This window comes from Bradyrhizobium sp. 61 (assembly GCF_023073075.1).
Taxonomy (GTDB): Bacteria; Pseudomonadota; Alphaproteobacteria; order Rhizobiales; family Xanthobacteraceae; genus Bradyrhizobium; species Bradyrhizobium barranii.
In genome coordinates this window covers 71694-90768 of the sequence record NZ_JADPIU010000082.1, presented here as the reverse complement: position 1 = coordinate 90768, position 19075 = coordinate 71694, and the positions used below count along the sequence as shown (strand labels likewise).

Here is a 19075-nt window from a genome sequence, read left to right as displayed (position 1 = left end):
GCCCCGACTCCCGTCGCCGAGAGCAAATGAGCCGCGACGATCATTGCGAAGGCCTGCATCGCCTTGATCATCGCTTTCTTACGAGCTTGGCTTGCTTTCAGCATCGTCACTGCGCGAAATACGGCGGCAAGATCTTGTCCAGCCGTTTGGTCAGGAAGTCGCGCGTGGTGTCGCGCAGGGCGGTGTTGTTGGCGGAGTCCGCGGCCGTCTCCGGAAACATGGACTTGTCCACCTTCTGCAAAAGCTCGTTCGAAACGAAGTTGTCTGCCATATGCTTCATGACACCTTCGAACGTTACGGCGGGGCCCTTCATGATTTCGAAGGTGCGGCCATCGACCCATGTCACGCCGATATAGGCGAAGACATACGCATATGAGATGAGACCGACACCCCGGCTGAAGATGCCGACGCCGCTGAGCGACTGGTTGGTCCCGTCAAGCTGTCCTTCGCTGCGCATGACGACGAGATAGCGCTCGCAACCGGCATTACCCGCGACCTGCCGGATCAGGTTCGACAGTTCCTCGCGCTGATTGCGGAATAGGGCGGATTTGGGGTGATAGTAGGAATCGAGCGCACCCTTGGCGTAAGTGATCCGTCGCACCGGCGTGTTGCCTGCTGCGGCCCGCACCCGCGCAAAGACAAGATCGTCAGGGCCCCAGGATACCGGGACTTCGGCATAGTCGTTGCCGAACACGGTCAAACCGATCTTCTGGACGACAAAGATGTCCCCGGTCCCCGCAATCACGCCGACGCCGCAAGGACCGGCAGTCGCCGCCTCCGCAGGCTTCGGCGCCGCCTTCGGCTTCGTCGTCGCTTTCTTGGCTGTCGGCTTTGCCGATGGTGCGGTCTGAGCGGCGGGAGCGGTGGTTGCGGGAGGGGTTTGCGCTGCTGCCGAAGTCAGGAAGGACAGCAGGATGAGCACCGGGGCAGCAAGTCGAAACATGGATTCCAAGGATCAGAGGCGGGAGGTCATCGGATACGCCACACTAGGGTGGGATCGTGACAACCGCAAGCTGCAGCCCGGGATCGCTGTCTATCCGGTGAGCCGCGGCCGCCTCCACCGATAGTACTTCATCATAAACCCGTTCGACGGCTCGATCTCTTCCTTCTCGAACACAAAGCCTTCGCGCTCGTACCAGCACCAGGCTTTTTCGTTTTCGCGCACGCAGCGCAGGTACATCTCATCCGGCATTTGCGTGCGCGTGAAGGCGAGCAATTGCCGTCCCAACGATTGCCCCTGGTAAGCGGGCCCGACGAAAAGCATGTCGAGATAGAGTTTTGGCAGATGCAGCGCCAGCATGGCGGCGATCGTGCCGTTGTCGTCGGCGACGAACAGGCTCCAGCCGTTCTCGATCTCACGCCGGATGCGCGCACGCAGATTTGCCAGCAGGAACTCACTCGCCTCGGCGAGGCCGGTCGAGACCCAGCTTTCCATCCAGACGCGGCCGATCTCGTCATATTCGTCGGTGCGCGCGGGACGGATGACGGGATCAGACATTGGTGCTCTCGGTTCGATCTGCCCGCCTCGCGCGGAGGCTCGCTTGAATGATCCCAGCTATTCAGGAAAATTCCCGCCTACCCACGCTGGCCGCGCGTGGCTTGCCGCGGGCGCGCCTTGCCGGCCGACAGGCACACCACTTCGGAGATCTGGAGCAGCTGGCGCGCCAGCGGGCTGGTCTTGCGCCAGACCATGCCGATGGTGCGCGAGGGCTCGGGATCGCGGAAGCGCGACAGCGAGACCGAGGCCGATCGCGTCTCCACCGACACCGCCATTTCCGGGATCAAGGTGACGCCGATTCCGGCGCTGACCATCTGGACCAGCGTCGACAGCGAATTCGCATCCAGCATCTCGCGCGGCGGCGCCGATTGCATGTTGCAGAACGACAGCGCCTGATCGCGGAAGCAGTGCCCCTCTTCGAGCAGCAGCAGCCGCATCTCGCGCATCATCTCGCGCGATGGCACCGGTGTGCCTTCGTCGGAGCCCGGTCGCACCAGCAGGAATTTTTCGTCGAACAGCGCGACCTCGGTGAGCGAAGGCTCGGAAACCGGCAGCGCGACGATGGCCGTGTCGAGCCGGCCTTCCACCAGTTCCTGGATCAGCCGCGGCGTCATCGTCTCGCGCACGCGGATGTCGAGCTCCGGATGCATGCGCGTCAGATTCTTGGTGATCTTGGGCAGGAGATAGGGCGCGATCGTCGGGATCATGCCGATCCGCAGCCGGCCCGCAAACCGGTCCTGCGAGGCGCGCGCGAAATCGCCGAGCTCATCGACCGAGCGCAGGATGTCGCGGACGCGCGGTGCGAGCTCCTCGCCGAACCGGGTCAGCGCCACCTGCCGGGCGCTGCGCTCCAGCAGCAGGCCGCCGAGCGCCTCCTCCAGTTCCTTGATCTGCATCGACAGGGCCGGCTGGGAGATCGAGCTTGCCTCCGCCGCGCGGCCGAAATGGCCGTGACGCGCCAGCGCGTCGAAATATCTGAGCTGGCGCATCGTCACGTTGGCCATCAGAAAATCCTATCGCAGCGATCATTAAAGTCAACTTCCCCTGATCGAATGCGAAGCCTAGAGTAATTCTACCTGGTCAAAGGCGCGAGTTCGACGCCACCAGAGGAGGTATTCATGGATGACACTTCGAAGTGCCCGTTTTCGGGCGGAAAACCCACGCGCGTGAACCGCGACTGGTGGCCGACCCAGCTCAGCATCGAGATGCTGCACAAGAATTCCACCCTGTCCGACCCGATGGGCAAGGAGTTCGACTATGCCAAGGAGTTCAAGTCGCTCGACCTGAATGCCGTCATCAAGGACCTGACGGCTCTAATGACAGACTCGCAGGAATGGTGGCCCGCCGATTTCGGCCACTATGGCGGCCTCATGATCCGCATGGCCTGGCACAGCGCCGGCACCTATCGCACCACGGACGGCCGCGGTGGCGCCGGTGCCGGTCAGCAGCGTTTCGCACCGCTGAACAGCTGGCCCGACAACGCCAATCTCGACAAGGCGCGCCGTCTGCTCTGGCCGATCAAGCAGAAATACGGCCGCAAGATCTCCTGGGCCGATCTGATGGTGCTCGCCGGCAACGTCGCGCTGGAATCGATGGGCTTCAAGACCTTCGGCTTCGCCGGCGGCCGCGCCGACGTGTGGGAGCCGGAAGAGCTCTATTGGGGTCCTGAAGGCACGTGGCTGGGCGACGAGCGCTACAGCGGCGAACGCCAGCTCGCCGAGCCGCTCGGCGCGGTGCAGATGGGCCTGATTTACGTCAATCCGGAAGGCCCGAACGGCAAGCCTGACCCGGTCGCTGCGGCAAAGGACATCCGCGAGACGTTCGCCCGCATGGCGATGAACGACGAGGAAACCGTCGCGCTGATCGCCGGCGGCCACACCTTCGGCAAGACCCATGGCGCGGGTGATCCGTCGCTGGTCGGTCCGGAGCCGGAAGCGGGCGCGCTCGAGGACCAGGGCCTCGGCTGGAAGAGCAAGCACGCTTCGGGCCTGGCGGGCGATTCCATCACCAGCGGTATCGAGGTGACCTGGACGACGACGCCGACGAAGTGGAGCAACAACTTCTTCGAGAACCTGTTCAAGTACGAATGGGAGCTGACGAAGAGCCCGGGCGGTGCGAATCAGTGGACCGCCAAGGGTGCCGAGGCGATCATTCCTGATGCCTTCGACAAGTCGAAGAAGCACCGGCCGACGATGCTGACGACCGACCTCTCGCTGCGTCTCGATCCGGCCTACGAGAAGATCTCGCGTCGCTTCTTCGAAAACCCGGATCAGTTCGCGGACGCCTTTGCCCGCGCCTGGTTCAAGCTCACCCACCGCGACATGGGTCCGATCCAGCGCTATCTCGGCCCGCTGGTGCCGAAGGAGACGCTGATCTGGCAGGATCCGATTCCGAAGGTCGACCACGAGCTGGCCAGCGATCAGGACATCGCCGCGCTGAAGACCAAGATCCTGGCTTCGGGTCTCTCGGTCTCTGAGCTGGTTTCGACCGCCTGGGCGTCGGCCTCGACGTTCCGCGGCTCGGACAAGCGCGGCGGCGCCAACGGCGCGCGCATCCGTCTGGCCCCGCAGAAGGATTGGGAGGTGAACCAGCCGGCTCAGCTCTCGAAGGTTCTCGGCAAGCTCGAAGCGATCCAGAAGGACTTCAACGCGTCATCCGGCGCGAAGAAGGTTTCGCTCGCCGACCTCATCGTCCTCGGCGGTTCTGCCGCGGTCGAGAAGGCCGCGAAGGATGCCGGCGTCGACGTGAAGGTTGGCTTCACGCCGGGCCGTATGGATGCTTCGCAGGAGCAGACCGATGCGGAGTCCTTTGCTCCGCTGGAGCCGCGGGCTGATGGTTTCCGCAACTATGTCGGCAAGAAGCATCAGTTCCTGCAGCAGGAGGAAGCTCTTGTCGATCGCGCGCAGCTGTTGAAGCTGTCCGGTCCCGAGCTGACCGCGCTCGTCGGCGGTCTGCGTGTGCTCGGCGCCAATGCGAACGGTTCGAAGCACGGCGTCTTGACCTCGAAGGTCGGAACGCTGAGCAACGACTTCTTCATCAACCTGCTCGACATGAGCGCGCAGTGGACGCCGGCGACTGACGGTACCTACGAGGCCCGCGACCGCAAGACCAACGCGGTGAAGTGGACCGGCACGCGCGCCGACCTGATCTTCGGTGCGCACTCGCAGCTCCGCGCCTTCGCCGAGGTCTATGCCTCGTCGGACGCGAAGCAGCAGTTCGTGCAGGACTTTGTGAGGGCCTGGACCAAGGTGATGAACCTTGACCGGTACGACCTCGCGGCCTGATCCCCGGGCTTCAAGCAAGCGACAAACAAAAAGGGCGGCCGAGAGGCCGCCCTTCGTGTTTCTGATATGCGGAGCGATTACTCGCCGGCTGCTTCGCGCGGGGCCTTCTCGCCGTCGCCGCCCTTGCCCTCGAGGTCTTCGCCGGTGGTCTGGTCGACCACCTTCATCGACAGCCGGGTCTTGCCGCGGTCGTCGAAGCCGAGCAGCTTGACCTTGACCTTGTCGCCTTCCTTGACGACGTCGGAGGTCTTCTGCACGCGCGCCGAAGCGAGCTGGCTGATGTGGACGAGACCGTCCTTGGAGCCGAAGAAGTTCACGAAGGCGCCGAACTCCATCACCTTGACGACGGTGCCGTCATAGATCTGGCCGACTTCCGGATCGGACGCGATCGACTTGATCCACTTGATCGCGGCCTTCATCGCTTCGCCGTCGCTGGAAGCGACCTTCACGGTGCCGTCGTCCTCGATGTTGACCTTGGCGCCGGTCTTCTCGACGATCTCGCGGATCACCTTGCCGCCGGTGCCGATCACTTCGCGGATCTTGTCGGTGGCGATCTTGAAGGTCTCGATGCGCGGCGCGTATTCGCCGAGCTCGGCGCGGGCGTTGGTGAGCGCCTTGGCCATTTCGCCGAGGATGTGGATACGCCCATCCTTGGCCTGACCGAGCGCGACCTTCATGATCTCCTCGGTGATGCCCTCGATCTTGATGTCCATCTGGAGCGAGGTGATGCCCGCTTCCGTGCCGGCCACCTTGAAGTCCATGTCGCCGAGATGATCTTCGTCACCGAGGATGTCCGAGAGCACCGCGAAGCGCTTGTCTTCGAGGATCAGGCCCATCGCGATACCAGCGGTCGGCCGCTTCAACGGCACGCCGGCATCCATCAGCGCGAGCGAAGCGCCGCAGACCGAAGCCATCGAGGACGAACCGTTCGACTCGGTGATCTCCGACACCACGCGCGTGGTGTAGGGGAACTCGTGATGCGGCGGCAGCACCGGGTGGATCGCGCGCCAGGCCAGCTTGCCGTGGCCGATCTCGCGGCGCTTGGTACCGCCGAGGCGACCGGTCTCACCGACCGAGTAGGGAGGGAAGTTGTAGTGCAGCAGGAACGTCTCTTTGTACGTTCCGGACAGCGCGTCGATATACTGCTCGTCCTCGCCGGTGCCGAGCGTGGTCACGACCAGCGCCTGGGTCTCACCGCGGGTGAACAGCGCCGAGCCGTGGGCGCGGGGCAGCACGCCGACTTCGGCGATGATGTTGCGCACGGTCTTGCTATCGCGGCCGTCGATGCGCTTGCCGGTGTCGAGGATGTTCCAGCGAACGATCTTCGCTTCCAGCTCCTTGAACACGCCGCCGATGCGCAGCTTGTCGTATTTCGGCTCCTGGCCCTCAGGGAAGTAGTGAGCGATCACCTTTTCCTTGACCTTGCCGACCGCGGCGTAGCGATCCTGCTTGACCGGAATGGCGTAGGCGGCGCGCAGCTCCTGCTCGACGAGGCCGAGCATTTCCTTCTCGAGCGCCGAATTGTCGATCACCGTGACTTCGCGCGGCTCCTTGGCGGCCTTCTCGGCGAGCTCGATGATGGCGTTGATCACCGGCTGGAAGTGGCGGTGACCGAACATCACGGCGCCGAGCATGATGTCCTCGTTGAGCTCCTTGGCTTCCGATTCCACCATCAGCACGGCGTCGGCCGTGCCGGCGACCACGAGGTCGAGCTGGGTGTCGACCATCTCGTCGAGCGTCGGGTTGAGAATGAACTCGTCGTTGGCGAAGCCGACGCGCGCTGCGCCGATCGGGCCCTTGAAGGGCGCGCCGGACAGGGTCAGCGCGGCCGATGAGGCCACCAGCGCCACGATATCGGGATCGTTCTCCATGTCGTGCGACAGCACGGTGACGATCACCTGGGTCTCGTTGCGCCAGCCGTCGACGAACAGCGGACGGATCGGACGGTCGATCAGGCGGGAGACCAGCGTCTCCTTCTCGGTCGGACGACCCTCGCGCTTGAAATAGCCGCCGGGAATGCGGCCGGCTGCGTAGGTCTTCTCCTGGTAGTCGACCGTCAGCGGCAGGAAGTCGACGCCTTCGCGCGGCGCCTTCGCCGCGACGACAGTGGCGAGCACCACGGTCTCGCCATAGGTGGCGACGACGGCGCCGTCGGCCTGACGCGCGATCTTGCCGGTTTCAAGCTTGAGAGGGCGTCCACCCCAGTCGATCTCGACTGAATGCTTATTGAACATAGATGTCTTCTTTCATGGGTTCTCGAAAGAAGGACGGCCCGAAAAACAAAAACCATGCGCAAGATTGCGGGACGTTGATCGAAGCGGGCGATCAGCGTCCTGCGATCCTGCCATGGTTTTCGGATTTCGGATGGCGTCCATCCTTTCGGGTCATACGGGCGCCTTGCCCGTTCTGCCCAGCCGCCGGATTGCTGCTGGACTGTCAGTCGGCACGAACGCGAACACCGGATTGCGGTCCTCGCCCATCGTGCCCGGGTGCTAGCCGTCAACGGCTCGCACCCGACGCGCACGCAGCCTCGATCAAAAACCTTTAAACAAACGCTTTCGCTCGAAACCGCGCACGAAAACGCGCGCCAGTGGCGCGCGCAGGAACACTTAACGACGAATGTTGTGCTTCTCGAGCAGCGCCTTGTAACGCGCCTCGTCCCTCTTCTTGAGGTAGTCGAGCAGCGAGCGGCGGGTCGAAACCAGCTTCAAGAGGCCACGACGCGAATGGTTGTCCTTCACGTGGGTCTTGAAATGGTTGGTGAGGTTGTTGATGCGTTCCGACAGGATCGCGACCTGAACCTCCGGCGAGCCGGTGTCGCCGGCCTTGTTGGCATTCGTCTTGATGACTTCCGCTTTGCGTTCTGCGGCAATCGACATCGTCAATTTCTCTCGTTGCGACCGGTGCTGGCAGTCAGACCGGTCAGGTTGAACACACGCTTGGGGATGATTTCGCCGTTGCCGACTTCAGCAAGCGCCAATAGACGGCCTGCCACCGTGACATAGACTGTGCCGCTACTAGTGGGCGCATCCCGTCCGCGCAATAAAACGGCCTGGCCCCGATGGAGCCTTGCCGCATCAGCCCGAGTGACGGCCAGTGCCGGGATGTCGTCCAGCGCGGTCTCAACGGGCATAAGCGCGTCGGCGAGGCTGCCCTCGCCGGACGCGGCTCTATCGCATAAAGCCTCCAACTGATCCAGCGGAATCATGTCGTTCTCGTCAAATGGGCCGACCAGGGTCCGCCGCAGCGCGCAGATATGGCCGTAAGTGCCGAGAATACGGCCCATATCGCGGGCCAGCGCCCGGACATAGGTGCCCTTGCCGCACTCGGCCTCGAACACCGCCCGGTCGTTATCCGGTTGATCCACAAGGGTTAAATGGTGAATTTCGACCGGACGGGGGGCCAGTTCCACGACCTCGCCGTCGCGGGCCAGGTCATAGGCGCGCTCGCCCTGGACCTTGATCGCGGAATAGCGCGGCGGGATCTGCTCGATCACCCCGGTGAAGCGGGGCAGCAGGGCCTGGATGGCCTCCCGGGTCGGGCGCTGGTCGGAGGTCGCGGTGACCCGGCCCTCGATATCATCGGTGTCGCGCTCCTCGCCCCAGCACACGGTGAACTGGTAGCGCTTGCGGCCGTCCATCACGAAGGGAACCGTCTTGGTGGCCTCGCCGAGCGCGATCGGCAGGCCGCCGGAGGCGAGCGGGTCGAGCGTGCCGGCGTGTCCCGCGCGCTTGGCGTTGAACAGGCGCTTGAGCACGGCGACGGCTTGCGTCGAGGTCATGCCGATCGGCTTGTCGAGCACGACCCAGCCATGGACGTCGCGGCGGTCGCGGCGCGGCTGGTTGCCCTTCTGCTTGTTGGCGCGGGGATCGTTGTTGACGCGGCGCGGCTCCTGATGCGGCTGGGAATCGCCGCCGAGATCCGCAAAATTATTTTTCTGCACGTCGCGCTGATCGGTCTCTTCGCCGCCGATCGTGCCGTGAGCCGGGTCCATCGTCATCGCTCTTCTTCCCGATCCGAATCCGGATCCTGTTCCAGGTCCTTCTGCACCGCAGGTGTTCGCAAAAGCTTCTCGATCCGTTCCGCTTCGTCGAATCGTTCGTCGACGCGGAAACGAAGGTCAGGTGCAAATTTCAGGTTAACGCGCCGCGCGACTTCGCCGCGCAGGAATTTCTTGTTGCGCTCGAGCGCAGCGATGATGACCTCGGTGTCGCGGCCACCGAGCGGCATCACGTAAACCGTTGCGAGCTTCAGGTCGGGCGACATCCGAACCTCCGGCACGGTGATGATGTGACCTTCGAGGTCCGCATCATGCACATTGCCTTGCGCCAGAATCTCGGCCATCGCGTGGCGAACCTGCTCGCCGACACGCAACTGGCGTTGCGAGCCGCCCGGCGCGGAACTTTTCTTCTGATGGTGGCGGGGCATGGTTGAAAATCACCTCGTCGTGCCCGCGTTTGGGACACGAGCATTGTCATTTGTCCTGTTGAAACGAATGCGGCGCGGATGGCCGGAATAAATCCGGCCATCGCACTCCCGCAATTTCAGCTCAAAAAGATCCGGGCGCTTCGGTAAGATTTGGACTTACAGGGAGCGCTGGATCGTCTCCACGCGATAACACTCGATCACGTCACCGGCACGCATGTCGTGGTAGTTCTCGAAGGCCATGCCGCACTCCTGACCGGACTGGACTTCCTTCACTTCGTCCTTGAAGCGCTTCAGCGTCGACAGCTTGCCTTCGTGCACGACGACGTTGTCGCGGATCAGGCGCACATTGGCGCCGCGTTCCACGGTGCCGTCGGTGACGCGGCAGCCGGCGACCTTGCCGACCTTGGAGATGTTGAAGATCTCCAGGATCGCGGCATTGCCCAGCATGGTTTCGCGCAGGGTCGGCGCGAGCAGGCCGCTCATCGCCTTCTTCACGTCGTCCACGAGGTCGTAGATGATGTTGTAGTAGCGGATCTCGATGCCGTTGCGCTTGGCGGCCGCAGCCGCCTCCTTGTTGGCACGAACCGAGAAGCCGATGATCGCGGCGTTGAAGCCTTCCGCGAGCGTCACGTCCGATTCCGAGATGCCGCCGACGCCGGCATGCAGGATGCGGGCTGCGACTTCGTCGGTGCCGAGCTTCTCCAGCGAGCCGAGGATCGCTTCCAGCGAGCCCTGCACGTCGGCCTTGATGATCAGCGGGAATTCCTTGCGGCCCGCCGTCTTCAATTGCGACATCATCTGCTCGAGCGAGCCGCGCATGCCGGAGATCGAGGCAGCCGCGTTCTCGCGCTTCTGGTGCGCGCGATAGCTGGTGACCTGGCGGGCGCGGGCTTCGTTCTCGACCACCGCGAGACGATCGCCAGCCTCCGGCGGACCGTTGAAGCCGAGCACCTCGACCGGAACCGAAGGACCGGCCTCATGCACCGTCTCGCCCTGATCCGAGATCAGCGCGCGGACGCGGCCCATCTCGGCGCCGGCGACAATGATGTCACCGACACGAAGCGTGCCGCGCTGGACCAGCACGGTCGCGACCGGGCCACGGCCGCGATCGAGCTTGGCTTCGATCACGGTGCCTTCGGCCGGACGCTCCGAATTGGTCTTCAGGTCGAGGATGTCGGCCTGGAGCGCGATCATCTCGAGCAGCTTGTCGAGATTGGTCTTGTTCTTGGCTGACACTTCGACGTCGACGACTTCGCCGCCGAAGGATTCGACCTGCACCTCGTGCTGGAGCAGCTCGGTGCGCACGCGCTCGGGCTTCGCATCGGGCTTGTCGATCTTGTTGATGGCAACGATGATCGGCACCCGCGCCGCCTTGGCGTGGTTGATGGCTTCGATCGTCTGCGGCATGACGCCGTCATCGGCAGCAACCACCAGCACGACGATGTCGGTCACCTTGGCGCCGCGGGCGCGCATCGCGGTGAACGCGGCGTGGCCGGGCGTGTCGATGAAGGTGATCTTCTTGCCGCTTTCGGGCGACAGCACCTGATAGGCGCCGATATGCTGGGTGATGCCGCCGGCTTCGCCGGAGACGACGTTGGCATGGCGGAGCGCGTCGAGCAGCGAGGTCTTGCCGTGGTCGACGTGACCCATCACGGTCACGACGGGCGAACGCGTCTCGGTGTCGGTGGAATCGTCGGTGGCGTCGAACAGGCCTTCTTCAACGTCGGACGCGGCAACGCGCTTGACGGTGTGACCAAGCTCTTCGGCGATCAGCTGTGCAGTGTCGGCGTCGATCACGTCGGTGATCTTGTGAATCGCGCCCTGCTTCATCAGCATGCGGATGATTTCCACCGCGCGCTCGGCCATGCGGTTGGCGAGCTCCTGGATGGTGATCGCTTCCGGAATGACCACCTCGCGGATGAGCTTTTCCTTCGGCTCGTTCGCGGCATGGCCCTTCAGGCGCTGAGTGCGGCGGCGGAACGAGGCGATCGAGCGCTCGCGCACGTCGTCGGCATTGAATGCGGTCACGACCGTCAGGCGACCGCGCTCCTTCTGCGGGCCGGGTTTGTGGGTGGGTTTGGGAGCTACCACGGGACGCGCGGCGCCGCCGGGACCGCGACGGATCTGGCGCGGACCATCGTCCTCGTCCGGTCCGGCTGCGACCGCGGGAGCGCGACCCAACGGGCCGCCTCCCGGCCTCGCGGTGGTCGTTCCAGGGCGCGCGGTGGTTGTTCCCGGGCGTGCCGTGGTCGTGGTGGTGCCGGGGCGTGCTGCGGGCGCGCCCGGACGTGGCGCGGGGGCGGCCGGGGCGGCAGTTGCAGGGCGCGCGGCTGACGCCGGCTGTTCGCCTTCGCCAAAACGCTTCTTGGCCTCGGTTTCGGCCTTGCGCTTGGCTTCCTCTTCGTGGCGGTGACGCTCATCCTCGGCCTTGCGGCGGGCCTCGGCGGCTTCGCGCTCGACGCGTTCGGCGGCTTCGCGGACAGCGCGGCGCTGGGCTTCGTCTTCGGCCTGGCGGCGCTCTTCGACTTCGCGCACCTTGGCGTCGGCCAGCGCGCTGGCGCGGGCGGAACGTTCGTCCTCGGTCAGCGTGCGCAGCACCACGCCGGAGCCGGCGTTGCGCGGCGGAGCCGGGCGTGCCGGAGCGGGAGCAGGCGCGGCCGGTGCCGGCTTTGCAACAACCGCGGGAGCTTGCGGTTCGGGGCTGCCGTCGACGCGGCGCTTGCCGCGCTTCTCGACCACGACCTGCTTGCTGCGGCCATGGCTGAAGCTCTGACGCACAGTGCCCGTTTCGACGCGCGGCTTGAGCGATAGCGTCTTGCTCGGAACGCTCAGCTTCTTGTCGTCAGGGGTCTTGGTATCAACCATTCAGCAGTCCTAATCCTGATCTTTGTTAACGTTGTGCGTTGCCGCACCGTCCTATCGGGTCGTCGTTGTCTCTCAGAAATCCTGGCCGGGCTTTTCGGCAGTCTTGTCATCGTCCGCCATCCGGTATCGGACCAGCATCTGGCTACGTGACAGGAATGACTTGCTCGCCGGGCCCGCGAGCAGGGCAGCATGTATCACATTTGACCGGGTAAGTGCCAAATCCAATTCTATCGATTTCAACGCAGTGACGACGGGAATCTGCGGCTTGGCGCCGCGATTCCCGCCATTTTGACGTGCCAGCATGTCCAATTTGCGGATTCCGTCCGCGGCCCCGTCGCTGGCATGGATCAGGACCTCGGCCGTGCCTTCCCGCAGGGCGCTTTCGACCTTGCCGAAGCCGGCCACAATCTGGCCCGCCTTGGCGGCAATCCCAAGGGCTTCCGTCACGCTCCGAACCAGGAGCGCCTCGATGTCGGCGGGAAGCGTCTGGGGAGTGCGCAGCTCGCGCTTGAAGGCTTTGCTAAATTGGTGACGCCGCACGGCTTCCGCAACCACCTCGCGCGAGGCGGTGACCCACATGCCGCGTCCGGGCAGCTTGCGCTTGAGATCGGGAACTATGTCGCCTTGCGGCGAAATGACGAAGCGGATCAGCTCGTCGATCGGCCGGACCTCGCGACTGACCGCGCACATCCGCATGGTCGCGGACCTTTCGGTCCGCGGTCCATGGTCGAGATCGTGGTCAGTATCTGCGAGCATCCGGGCGACATTCTCCTTCGTCCTTAAGCCGGCTGATCTTCGGTCGCCTCGGCCTCTTCGGCGGGCTTCGCGAGATCGGCTTCGGTGATCCAGCCGGCCTTGACGCGGGCCTGCATGATCATGACTTCCGCATCGTCACGGGAGATCTCGATACCGTCGAGCGCACCCGGATATTTGGTCTGCTCGCCGCCTTCCTTGCGCTCGGTCCAGCCGACCAGGTCGTCAGTGGCGCAGCCGGCGAGGTCTTCGACGGTCTTGATGTCGTTCTCGCCGAACTTGACCAGCATCTTGGAGGTGACGCCCGGCACGTCCTTGACGGCGTCCTCGACACCGAGCTCCTTGCGCTTGGCCTCGATCTCGGCCTCCTGCTGCTCGAGATATTCGCGGGCACGGTTCTGGAGCTCCTGCGCGGTCTCCTCGTCGAAGCCTTCGATGCCGGCGAGTTCCTTGAGGTCCACCATCGCGAGTTCCTCGACCGAGGTGAAGCCTTCGGACGCCAGCAATTGGCCGACCACCTCGTCGACATTGAGCGATTCCATGAAGACGCGGGTGGAGTTCTCGAAGTCGGCCTGGCGGCGCTCCGATTCCTCCTGCTCGGTCAGGATATCGATGTCCCAGCCGGTGAGCTGCGAGGCCAGACGCACGTTCTGGCCGCGGCGGCCGATCGCCAGCGAGAGCTGGTTGTTGGTGTCGGGCACGACGACCTCGATGCGCTCGCGGTCTTCGTCGATGACGACCTTGGAGACTTCGGCCGGCGCCAGCGCGTTGACCACGAAGGTCGCGATGTCGGGCGACCACGGAATGATGTCGATCTTCTCGCCCTGCAGCTCGTTCACCACCGCCTGCACGCGCGAGCCGCGCATGCCGACGCAGGCGCCGACCGGATCGACCGAGGAATCGCGGGAAATCACGCCGATTTTCGCGCGCGAGCCGGGATCGCGGGCCACCGCCTTGATCTCGACGATGCCGTCATAGATCTCAGGCACTTCCTGCGCGAACAGCTTCGCCATGAACTGCGGATGGGTGCGGGAGAGGAAGATCTGCGGGCCGCGGGTCTCGCGGCGGACGTCGAAGATGTAGGCGCGGACGCGGTCGCCGTTGCGGAACACTTCGCGCGGCAGCATTTCGTCGCGGCGGATGATGGCTTCACCGCGGCCGAGGTCGACGATCACGCTGCCATATTCGACGCGCTTGACGACGCCGTTGACGATGTCGCCGATGCGGTCCTTGAATTCCTGATATTGGCGGTCGCGCTCGGCCTCGCGCACCTTCTGCACGATCACCTGCTTGGCCGATTGCGCGGCGATGCGGCCATATTCCAGCGGCGGCAGCGTATCGGCGATGGTGTCACCGACCTGGGCGCCGGGATTGGCGCGCTGCGCATCCACCAGCGAGATCTGGTTGGAATGATTTTCGACCTTCTCGACCACCAGCATGTGGCGCGACAGCCGCAGCTCGCCCTTCTTCGGGTCGATCTCGGCATGAACGTCAGTCTCGCTGCCGTAACGTGCCCGTGCCGCCTTGGCGATGGCGTCTTCCATCGCCGCGATGACGATGCCGCGGTCGATCGATTTCTCGCGCGCGACGGCATCGGCGATCTGGAGCAATTCAAGTCGATTGGCGCTGACTGCCATGGCTAGTCTCCTTCGTCAGGCTCGATCTCGCCCCGCCGCGCGCGTTCGGCGGCCAGGCGGTGCTTCTTCGTATTGGTCGGTGCCGGCTTCTTTTTTTGCGGCTTGGTGTTCTTGGTGATCTTCGCACTGATTTCCGCGTGCGGTGCAGCCGGCGGCTCGATGCCGAGATCGCGGCGCATCTGGCGCTCCTCGGCCTTGCCGCGGCGCATGGATTCCGCGATCAGCTCGTCGGTCAGCACCAAGCGTGCCTCACCGATGTCTTCCATCGTCAGGAGAACGTCGGGATTATCGTTCGCCTTGACGTCGTCGCGATGCAGGTGCACGCGGTCGCCTTCGACGGCACCAAGCATGCCACGGAACCGCTTCCGCCCCTCATGGGCGACCGCCATGTCGATCTTCACCAGATAGCCGGAATAGCGCTCGAAATCCGAGCGGCGCACCAGCGGACGGTCGATCCCCGGCGAGGAGATTTCCAGCCGATAAGCGCGGTCGATGGGGTCCGCGACGTCGAGCACGGGCGACAGCGCCCGCGAGATCGCTTCGCAATCCTCGAGCTGCATCGAGCCGTCCGGCCGCTCGGCCATGATCTGCACGGTGCAGCCGGCCTCGCCGGAGATGCGGATCCGCACCAGGCGGTAGCCCATGCCCTCGAGCACCGGACCTGCGACCGCAGACACACGTGCCGCCACGCCCGGCTCGACCACGAGCCTCGGCTCGGCCAGCAACTCGGCATCCGTGGAACCAGTGTTCGGTTCGGTCATATCAGGGGTCAAGGCGCTCGATGGTTAAGGCTTGGTTAAGACTTGAACAGGTTAGGATTTGCAGAGCCTGTTTCGGAACTCTTTATCCCGGCAGCTCGCCGGGCCGCATATCTTCCACCAAGCCGCGCTCAGGTAATAAAAAAGAGCGGGTCCTTTCGGGCCCACTCTCACTACGCGGATCGTATGAGAAGATGAATTGGCGCTGATATAGCCCTTTCCGTCCTCCCGGACAAGGCCCATCGCGGGAAAGACGAGGCTTTTTGCGCCCGGCCTGTGGCCCCCCGCGCAACGCTTCCTTCATCTAGCAGGCCTAAATTCCCTGATTGTGGGGCGGCTTGGACCAAGGGCGCACCCGCGGCGTGCCCTGTACGAGTTGCGTTTTCATGACCGCTGCCACGTCGCTCATTCCCGGACTGGACGAGATCGTCAAACGCGGCGACCCCCGGCGTCGCGGTGAGATCGCGCGCGCCATCGCCCAATTGTTCTTCCAGGACGCCGAGAAGCTCCGTCCCGATCTCGTCGATCTCTTCGACAATCTGCTGATCGATCTCGTTCCGCATGCCGAGCTCGCCTCGCGCGTCGACCTCGCCGAGCGTTTCTCACGCCTGAACAATGCGCCGCCGCATCTGGTGAGCCAGCTCGCGCGCGAAAACGAGATCATGGTGGCGGGCCCCGTGCTGCGCCGCTCGCCGGTGCTTGACGACGCCGCTCTCGTCGAGATCGCGCGGCTGAAGGGCCAGGGCCATCTGCTGGCGATGACCGAGCGTCCCGCGCTGTCGGCTGCCATCACCGACGTGCTGGTCGAGCGCGGCGATCGCGACGTGGTGCGTCGCGCCGCGGGCAATGCCGGTGCGGTGTTCTCGCAAGGCAGCTATTCCGAGCTGATCAAGCGTGCGTCGCAGGACGGCGTGCTGACGCTCAAGATCGGCCAGCGCAACGATCTCTCGGGCGAGCACCTGAAACAGCTGCTCGACGGCACGCTCGACGTCATCCGCCGCCGCCTCTCGAGCGTGGTCAATCCCGTGCGCCAGGTCGAGATCAAGCGCGCCATGGCGGCGATCGAGGAGGCCGCGCTGCCGCCGGGGCCGCGCCGCGATTTCTCGGATGCACAGCGCACGGTGCTGACCTTGCATCGCGAGGGTCATCTCGGCGAGAGCGCGCTGCTCGGCTTCGCCAAGGCGCTCAAATACGAGGAATCGATCGCCTCGCTCGCGGCGATGTCCGGTGTCCGCCTCTCGATCCTCGATCGCCTGGTCGCGGGCGACCGCTACGATCCGATTCTCATTCTGGGGCGCGTGCTCAATCTCGGCTGGCCCACGGTGCGCGCGCTGATCCTGATGTGGTACGGCCCGCATCGCACGCCGGCCGATGCCGATCTCGAGCAGGCGCGCGTGAACTTCACGCGCCTGATGCCGTCGACGGCCGAACGCGTCGTGAAATTCTGGCGCAACCGCCAGACGATCTAGCGCCGCCTGAACCGCAGATATGTGGTCTTGCGCCCTTCGCGCGTGGCCTTCCGGCCGTAGCGCGTCATGGTGTAGCCCGCCCATGGCTGCCGGAAATCATCGGCGCATTCGGCGAGCCACTGAAAATCCGTCGACCGCGACAGATGCATCAGCGTCCACGCGCAGTAATCGTCGATATCGCACACGAAACGGAATTCGCCGCCCGCCTTCAGCACGCGTGCCATCGCGGCGATGGTGCGGTCCTGGACGAAGCGCCGCTTCCAGTGCCGCCGCTTCGGCCAGGGATCGGGATGGATCAGGTCGATCCGCGACAGCGATGCCGGCGGCAGCCAGGCCAGCAGCTCGGCGGCATCGCCCGCGAACAGGCGGATGTTGCCGATGTTGGCGGCCTCGATCTGCGCGAGGATCTTTGCCATGCCGTTGACATAGGGCTCGCAGCCGATGAAGCCGGTCGTGGTGAAGTTCTGGGCCTCGGCCGCAAGATGCTCGCCGCCGCCGAAGCCGATCTCGAGCCGCACATCGTCGGCCGCGGGATCGAAGATCTCATTGGCATTCGCCGGCTTCTCACCCGCGATGTCGAGCGAAAGATGCGGCAGCAGATGATCGATCAGCTCGGCCTGGTGCTGCCTGAGCTTGTGGCCCTTGCGGCGACCGAAGAAGGCGCGCTCGCTGTCATCGCGATCGGGATCTGATTTTCGTTCGCTCATCGCAGCGTCTGGTACAGGCGATGGAGCAGCCGCGCGCGGGGTTCGAGCGACGAGACGTAGATCTGCTCATAATGGGTGTGTGCGCCCTTGCCGTCGACGCCGAGTCCATCGAGCGTTGCGGTGTGGGCGGCGGTGAAATTGCCATCCGAGCCGCCGCCGGTGTGGGTGTCAATCAGCTCGAAGCCGATCTCGGTGGCAAGCGACTTCGCATGCTCGTACAGCGAGGCGCCTGCATTGCTCTTCTCGTAGGGCGGACGGTTGAGCCCGCCCGTGACCTTGACGGTGACGCCATCCGTCTTCGATGTCAGCCCGAGGATCTTGCCGACGAACTCTTCCGCGTCGGCAAAGCTCGGCACGCGCAGATCGACTTCGGCAAAGGCCTCTTCCGGCGTGACGTTGGGGCGGGTGCCGCCGCGCGCCACGCCGACATTCACCGTAACGCCGCGTGCCAGATCGTTCATCGCTTCCAGCGCCAGGATGACGTTGGCAAGCTCGCGGATCGCGCTGCGGCCATCCTGGGGCCGCGTGCCGGCATGTGCGGGCACACCCTTGATGAATACTTCGAATCGTCCGACGCCCTTGCGCCCGGTGACGATCTTGCCGCCGTCGCGCGCGGGCTCCGTCACCAGCACGTATTTGGCCTTGCGCCCTTCCGCCTCGATCAGCGCGCGCGAGGTCGGGCTGCCGATCTCCTCGTCGGAGGTGAACAAATGGGTGATGCCGAGCGGCGAGCGATCGCCGGCGGCGCAGAGCGCGCGAAAGGCGTGATGGGCGATATAGGCGCCGCCCTTCATGTCGTAGATGCCGGGACCGAACGCGCTGTCGCCCTCGACCTTGAACGGCAGGCGCTCGATGAATCCCATGGGATGAACGGTATCGAGGTGGCTCAGCACCAAAATGCCCGGCCGGTGCTGGCCCCAGGTCGAGCGTGCAGCGAGATGATCGCCGCAGCCATCGACGCCGGCGACGCGCTCGAGCGTAACCGGCAGATCGCGGTATTGCTCCGCGACCACGGAGATCAGCTTGTTGACCTGTTCAGGTGTGTCCGTCGGCGTCTCGATCTCCACCCAGCGGCGGATGCCATCGAGAATAGTTTGTGAATCGAACCAATTGGACTTGGTCATGAACGCATCTGTGCCTTTGAACCGCATCATCGAAGAGGGCGCGCACCAAAAACGCGCCCGCAAATGACGACATAGGCCAGATTTGACGCAGTCTCAAATCGGATTGAGCCGTCGCGTCAGCGTTTGTCGGGACCTTCGCGGGCGGCGATCTGCTCGACGAGATCGACGATCGAGCGGCGCATCTTCGAATCAGTGATTCGGGTGAACGCCTTGGTCAGAGCGAGACCTTCGGAGGTCGCGAGGAAGTCCGAGACATAGGAAGGCGAGGCGCCTTCGGCGAAGCCGTCCGGGCCAGCTACGCCGCTCGGTCCGCCCTCGAACAGGAACGACACCGGCACCTGCAGAATCTCGGCGATCTGCTGGATGCGGCTTGCGCCGACGCGATTCGTGCCCTTCTCGTACTTCTGGATCTGCTGGAAAGTCAGGCCCAAAGCTTCACCGAGCTTTTCCTGGCTCATGCCCAACATGATGCGGCGCATACGCACGCGGCTGCCGACATATTTGTCAACAGGGTTGGGCGCTTTCGACATTTCCTCAGCCTCCAAACATCAC

General features: G+C 64.4%; 16 protein-coding genes. 2 read left to right on the top strand and 14 right to left on the bottom strand.

Features of this window, described 5'->3' with window-relative positions; all coding sequences use genetic code 11:
- Positions 1 to 106: 106 nt before the first annotated feature.
- The 3 genes from IVB46_RS31340 to IVB46_RS31330 form a co-directional block, all read right to left on the bottom strand.
- Positions 107 to 943 (bottom strand): hypothetical protein, encoded by an 837-nt coding sequence (locus IVB46_RS31340; protein WP_247306012.1) that lies wholly within the window; start codon positions 941 to 943, stop codon positions 107 to 109.
- A 90-nt stretch (positions 944 to 1033) separates the two neighbouring features.
- Complete coding sequence (locus IVB46_RS31335) at positions 1034 to 1498, bottom strand: GNAT family N-acetyltransferase (protein WP_247306008.1); 465 nt, start codon at positions 1496 to 1498, stop codon at positions 1034 to 1036.
- Between the two features lie 77 nt (positions 1499 to 1575).
- Positions 1576 to 2502: a hydrogen peroxide-inducible genes activator gene (locus tag IVB46_RS31330; protein ID WP_028150571.1), complete on the bottom strand. Its 927-nt coding sequence runs from the start codon at positions 2500 to 2502 to the stop codon at positions 1576 to 1578.
- A 114-nt stretch (positions 2503 to 2616) separates the two neighbouring features.
- Between IVB46_RS31330 and katG the strand changes: the two genes are divergently transcribed.
- Positions 2617 to 4782, top strand: coding sequence for a catalase/peroxidase HPI (gene katG, locus IVB46_RS31325; RefSeq protein WP_247306004.1), 2166 nt, complete (start codon positions 2617 to 2619; stop codon positions 4780 to 4782).
- A gap of 77 nt (positions 4783 to 4859) precedes the next feature.
- Here the strand turns inward: katG and pnp are convergent, their stop codons facing one another.
- From pnp to rimP, 8 genes are all read right to left on the bottom strand, one after another.
- Positions 4860 to 7016: a polyribonucleotide nucleotidyltransferase gene (pnp, locus tag IVB46_RS31320; RefSeq protein ID WP_208083725.1), complete on the bottom strand. Its 2157-nt coding sequence runs from the start codon at positions 7014 to 7016 to the stop codon at positions 4860 to 4862.
- A 375-nt stretch (positions 7017 to 7391) separates the two neighbouring features.
- Positions 7392 to 7661: a 30S ribosomal protein S15 gene (gene rpsO / locus IVB46_RS31315; protein WP_008131787.1), complete on the bottom strand. Its 270-nt coding sequence runs from the start codon at positions 7659 to 7661 to the stop codon at positions 7392 to 7394.
- 2 nt (positions 7662 to 7663) lie between these two features.
- Positions 7664 to 8782: a tRNA pseudouridine(55) synthase TruB gene (gene truB / locus IVB46_RS31310; RefSeq protein ID WP_166347426.1), complete on the bottom strand. Its 1119-nt coding sequence runs from the start codon at positions 8780 to 8782 to the stop codon at positions 7664 to 7666.
- On the bottom strand, positions 8779 to 9210 hold the full coding sequence (gene rbfA / locus IVB46_RS31305) for a 30S ribosome-binding factor RbfA (RefSeq protein WP_028150575.1): 432 nt from the start codon (positions 9208 to 9210) through the stop codon (positions 8779 to 8781). The genes truB and rbfA overlap by 4 nt, the downstream gene beginning before the upstream one ends.
- Positions 9211 to 9366: 156 nt before the next feature.
- Positions 9367 to 12075 (bottom strand): translation initiation factor IF-2, encoded by a 2709-nt coding sequence (gene infB, locus IVB46_RS31300; RefSeq protein WP_071908927.1) that lies wholly within the window; start codon positions 12073 to 12075, stop codon positions 9367 to 9369.
- Between the two features lie 72 nt (positions 12076 to 12147).
- On the bottom strand, positions 12148 to 12831 hold the full coding sequence (locus IVB46_RS31295) for an RNA-binding protein (protein WP_071908928.1): 684 nt from the start codon (positions 12829 to 12831) through the stop codon (positions 12148 to 12150).
- A gap of 23 nt (positions 12832 to 12854) precedes the next feature.
- Complete coding sequence (gene nusA / locus IVB46_RS31290) at positions 12855 to 14465, bottom strand: transcription termination factor NusA (protein WP_247306001.1); 1611 nt, start codon at positions 14463 to 14465, stop codon at positions 12855 to 12857.
- A 2-nt stretch (positions 14466 to 14467) separates the two neighbouring features.
- Positions 14468 to 15226: a ribosome maturation factor RimP gene (gene rimP, locus IVB46_RS31285; RefSeq protein ID WP_063980137.1), complete on the bottom strand. Its 759-nt coding sequence runs from the start codon at positions 15224 to 15226 to the stop codon at positions 14468 to 14470.
- Positions 15227 to 15609: 383 nt separating this feature from the next.
- Here rimP and IVB46_RS31280 point away from each other — a divergent pair, with 383 nt between their 5' ends.
- Complete coding sequence (locus tag IVB46_RS31280) at positions 15610 to 16692, top strand: DUF2336 domain-containing protein (protein ID WP_247305996.1); 1083 nt, start codon at positions 15610 to 15612, stop codon at positions 16690 to 16692.
- Here IVB46_RS31280 and trmB read toward each other — a convergent pair.
- The 3 genes from trmB to IVB46_RS31265 all read right to left on the bottom strand — a co-directional run bounded on the left by trmB (position 16689) and on the right by IVB46_RS31265 (position 19053).
- On the bottom strand, positions 16689 to 17399 hold the full coding sequence (gene trmB / locus IVB46_RS31275) for a tRNA (guanosine(46)-N7)-methyltransferase TrmB (protein ID WP_247305993.1): 711 nt from the start codon (positions 17397 to 17399) through the stop codon (positions 16689 to 16691). The two genes, IVB46_RS31280 and trmB, sit on opposite strands and share 4 nt — an antisense overlap.
- A complete protein-coding gene (locus IVB46_RS31270) occupies positions 17396 to 18553 on the bottom strand; it encodes a M20 family metallopeptidase (protein ID WP_247305989.1) in 1158 nt (385 codons plus the stop codon). The genes trmB and IVB46_RS31270 overlap by 4 nt, the downstream gene beginning before the upstream one ends.
- Before the next feature lie 86 nt (positions 18554 to 18639).
- Complete coding sequence (locus IVB46_RS31265) at positions 18640 to 19053, bottom strand: helix-turn-helix transcriptional regulator (RefSeq protein WP_008131807.1); 414 nt, start codon at positions 19051 to 19053, stop codon at positions 18640 to 18642.
- Positions 19054 to 19075: the final 22 nt, after the last annotated feature.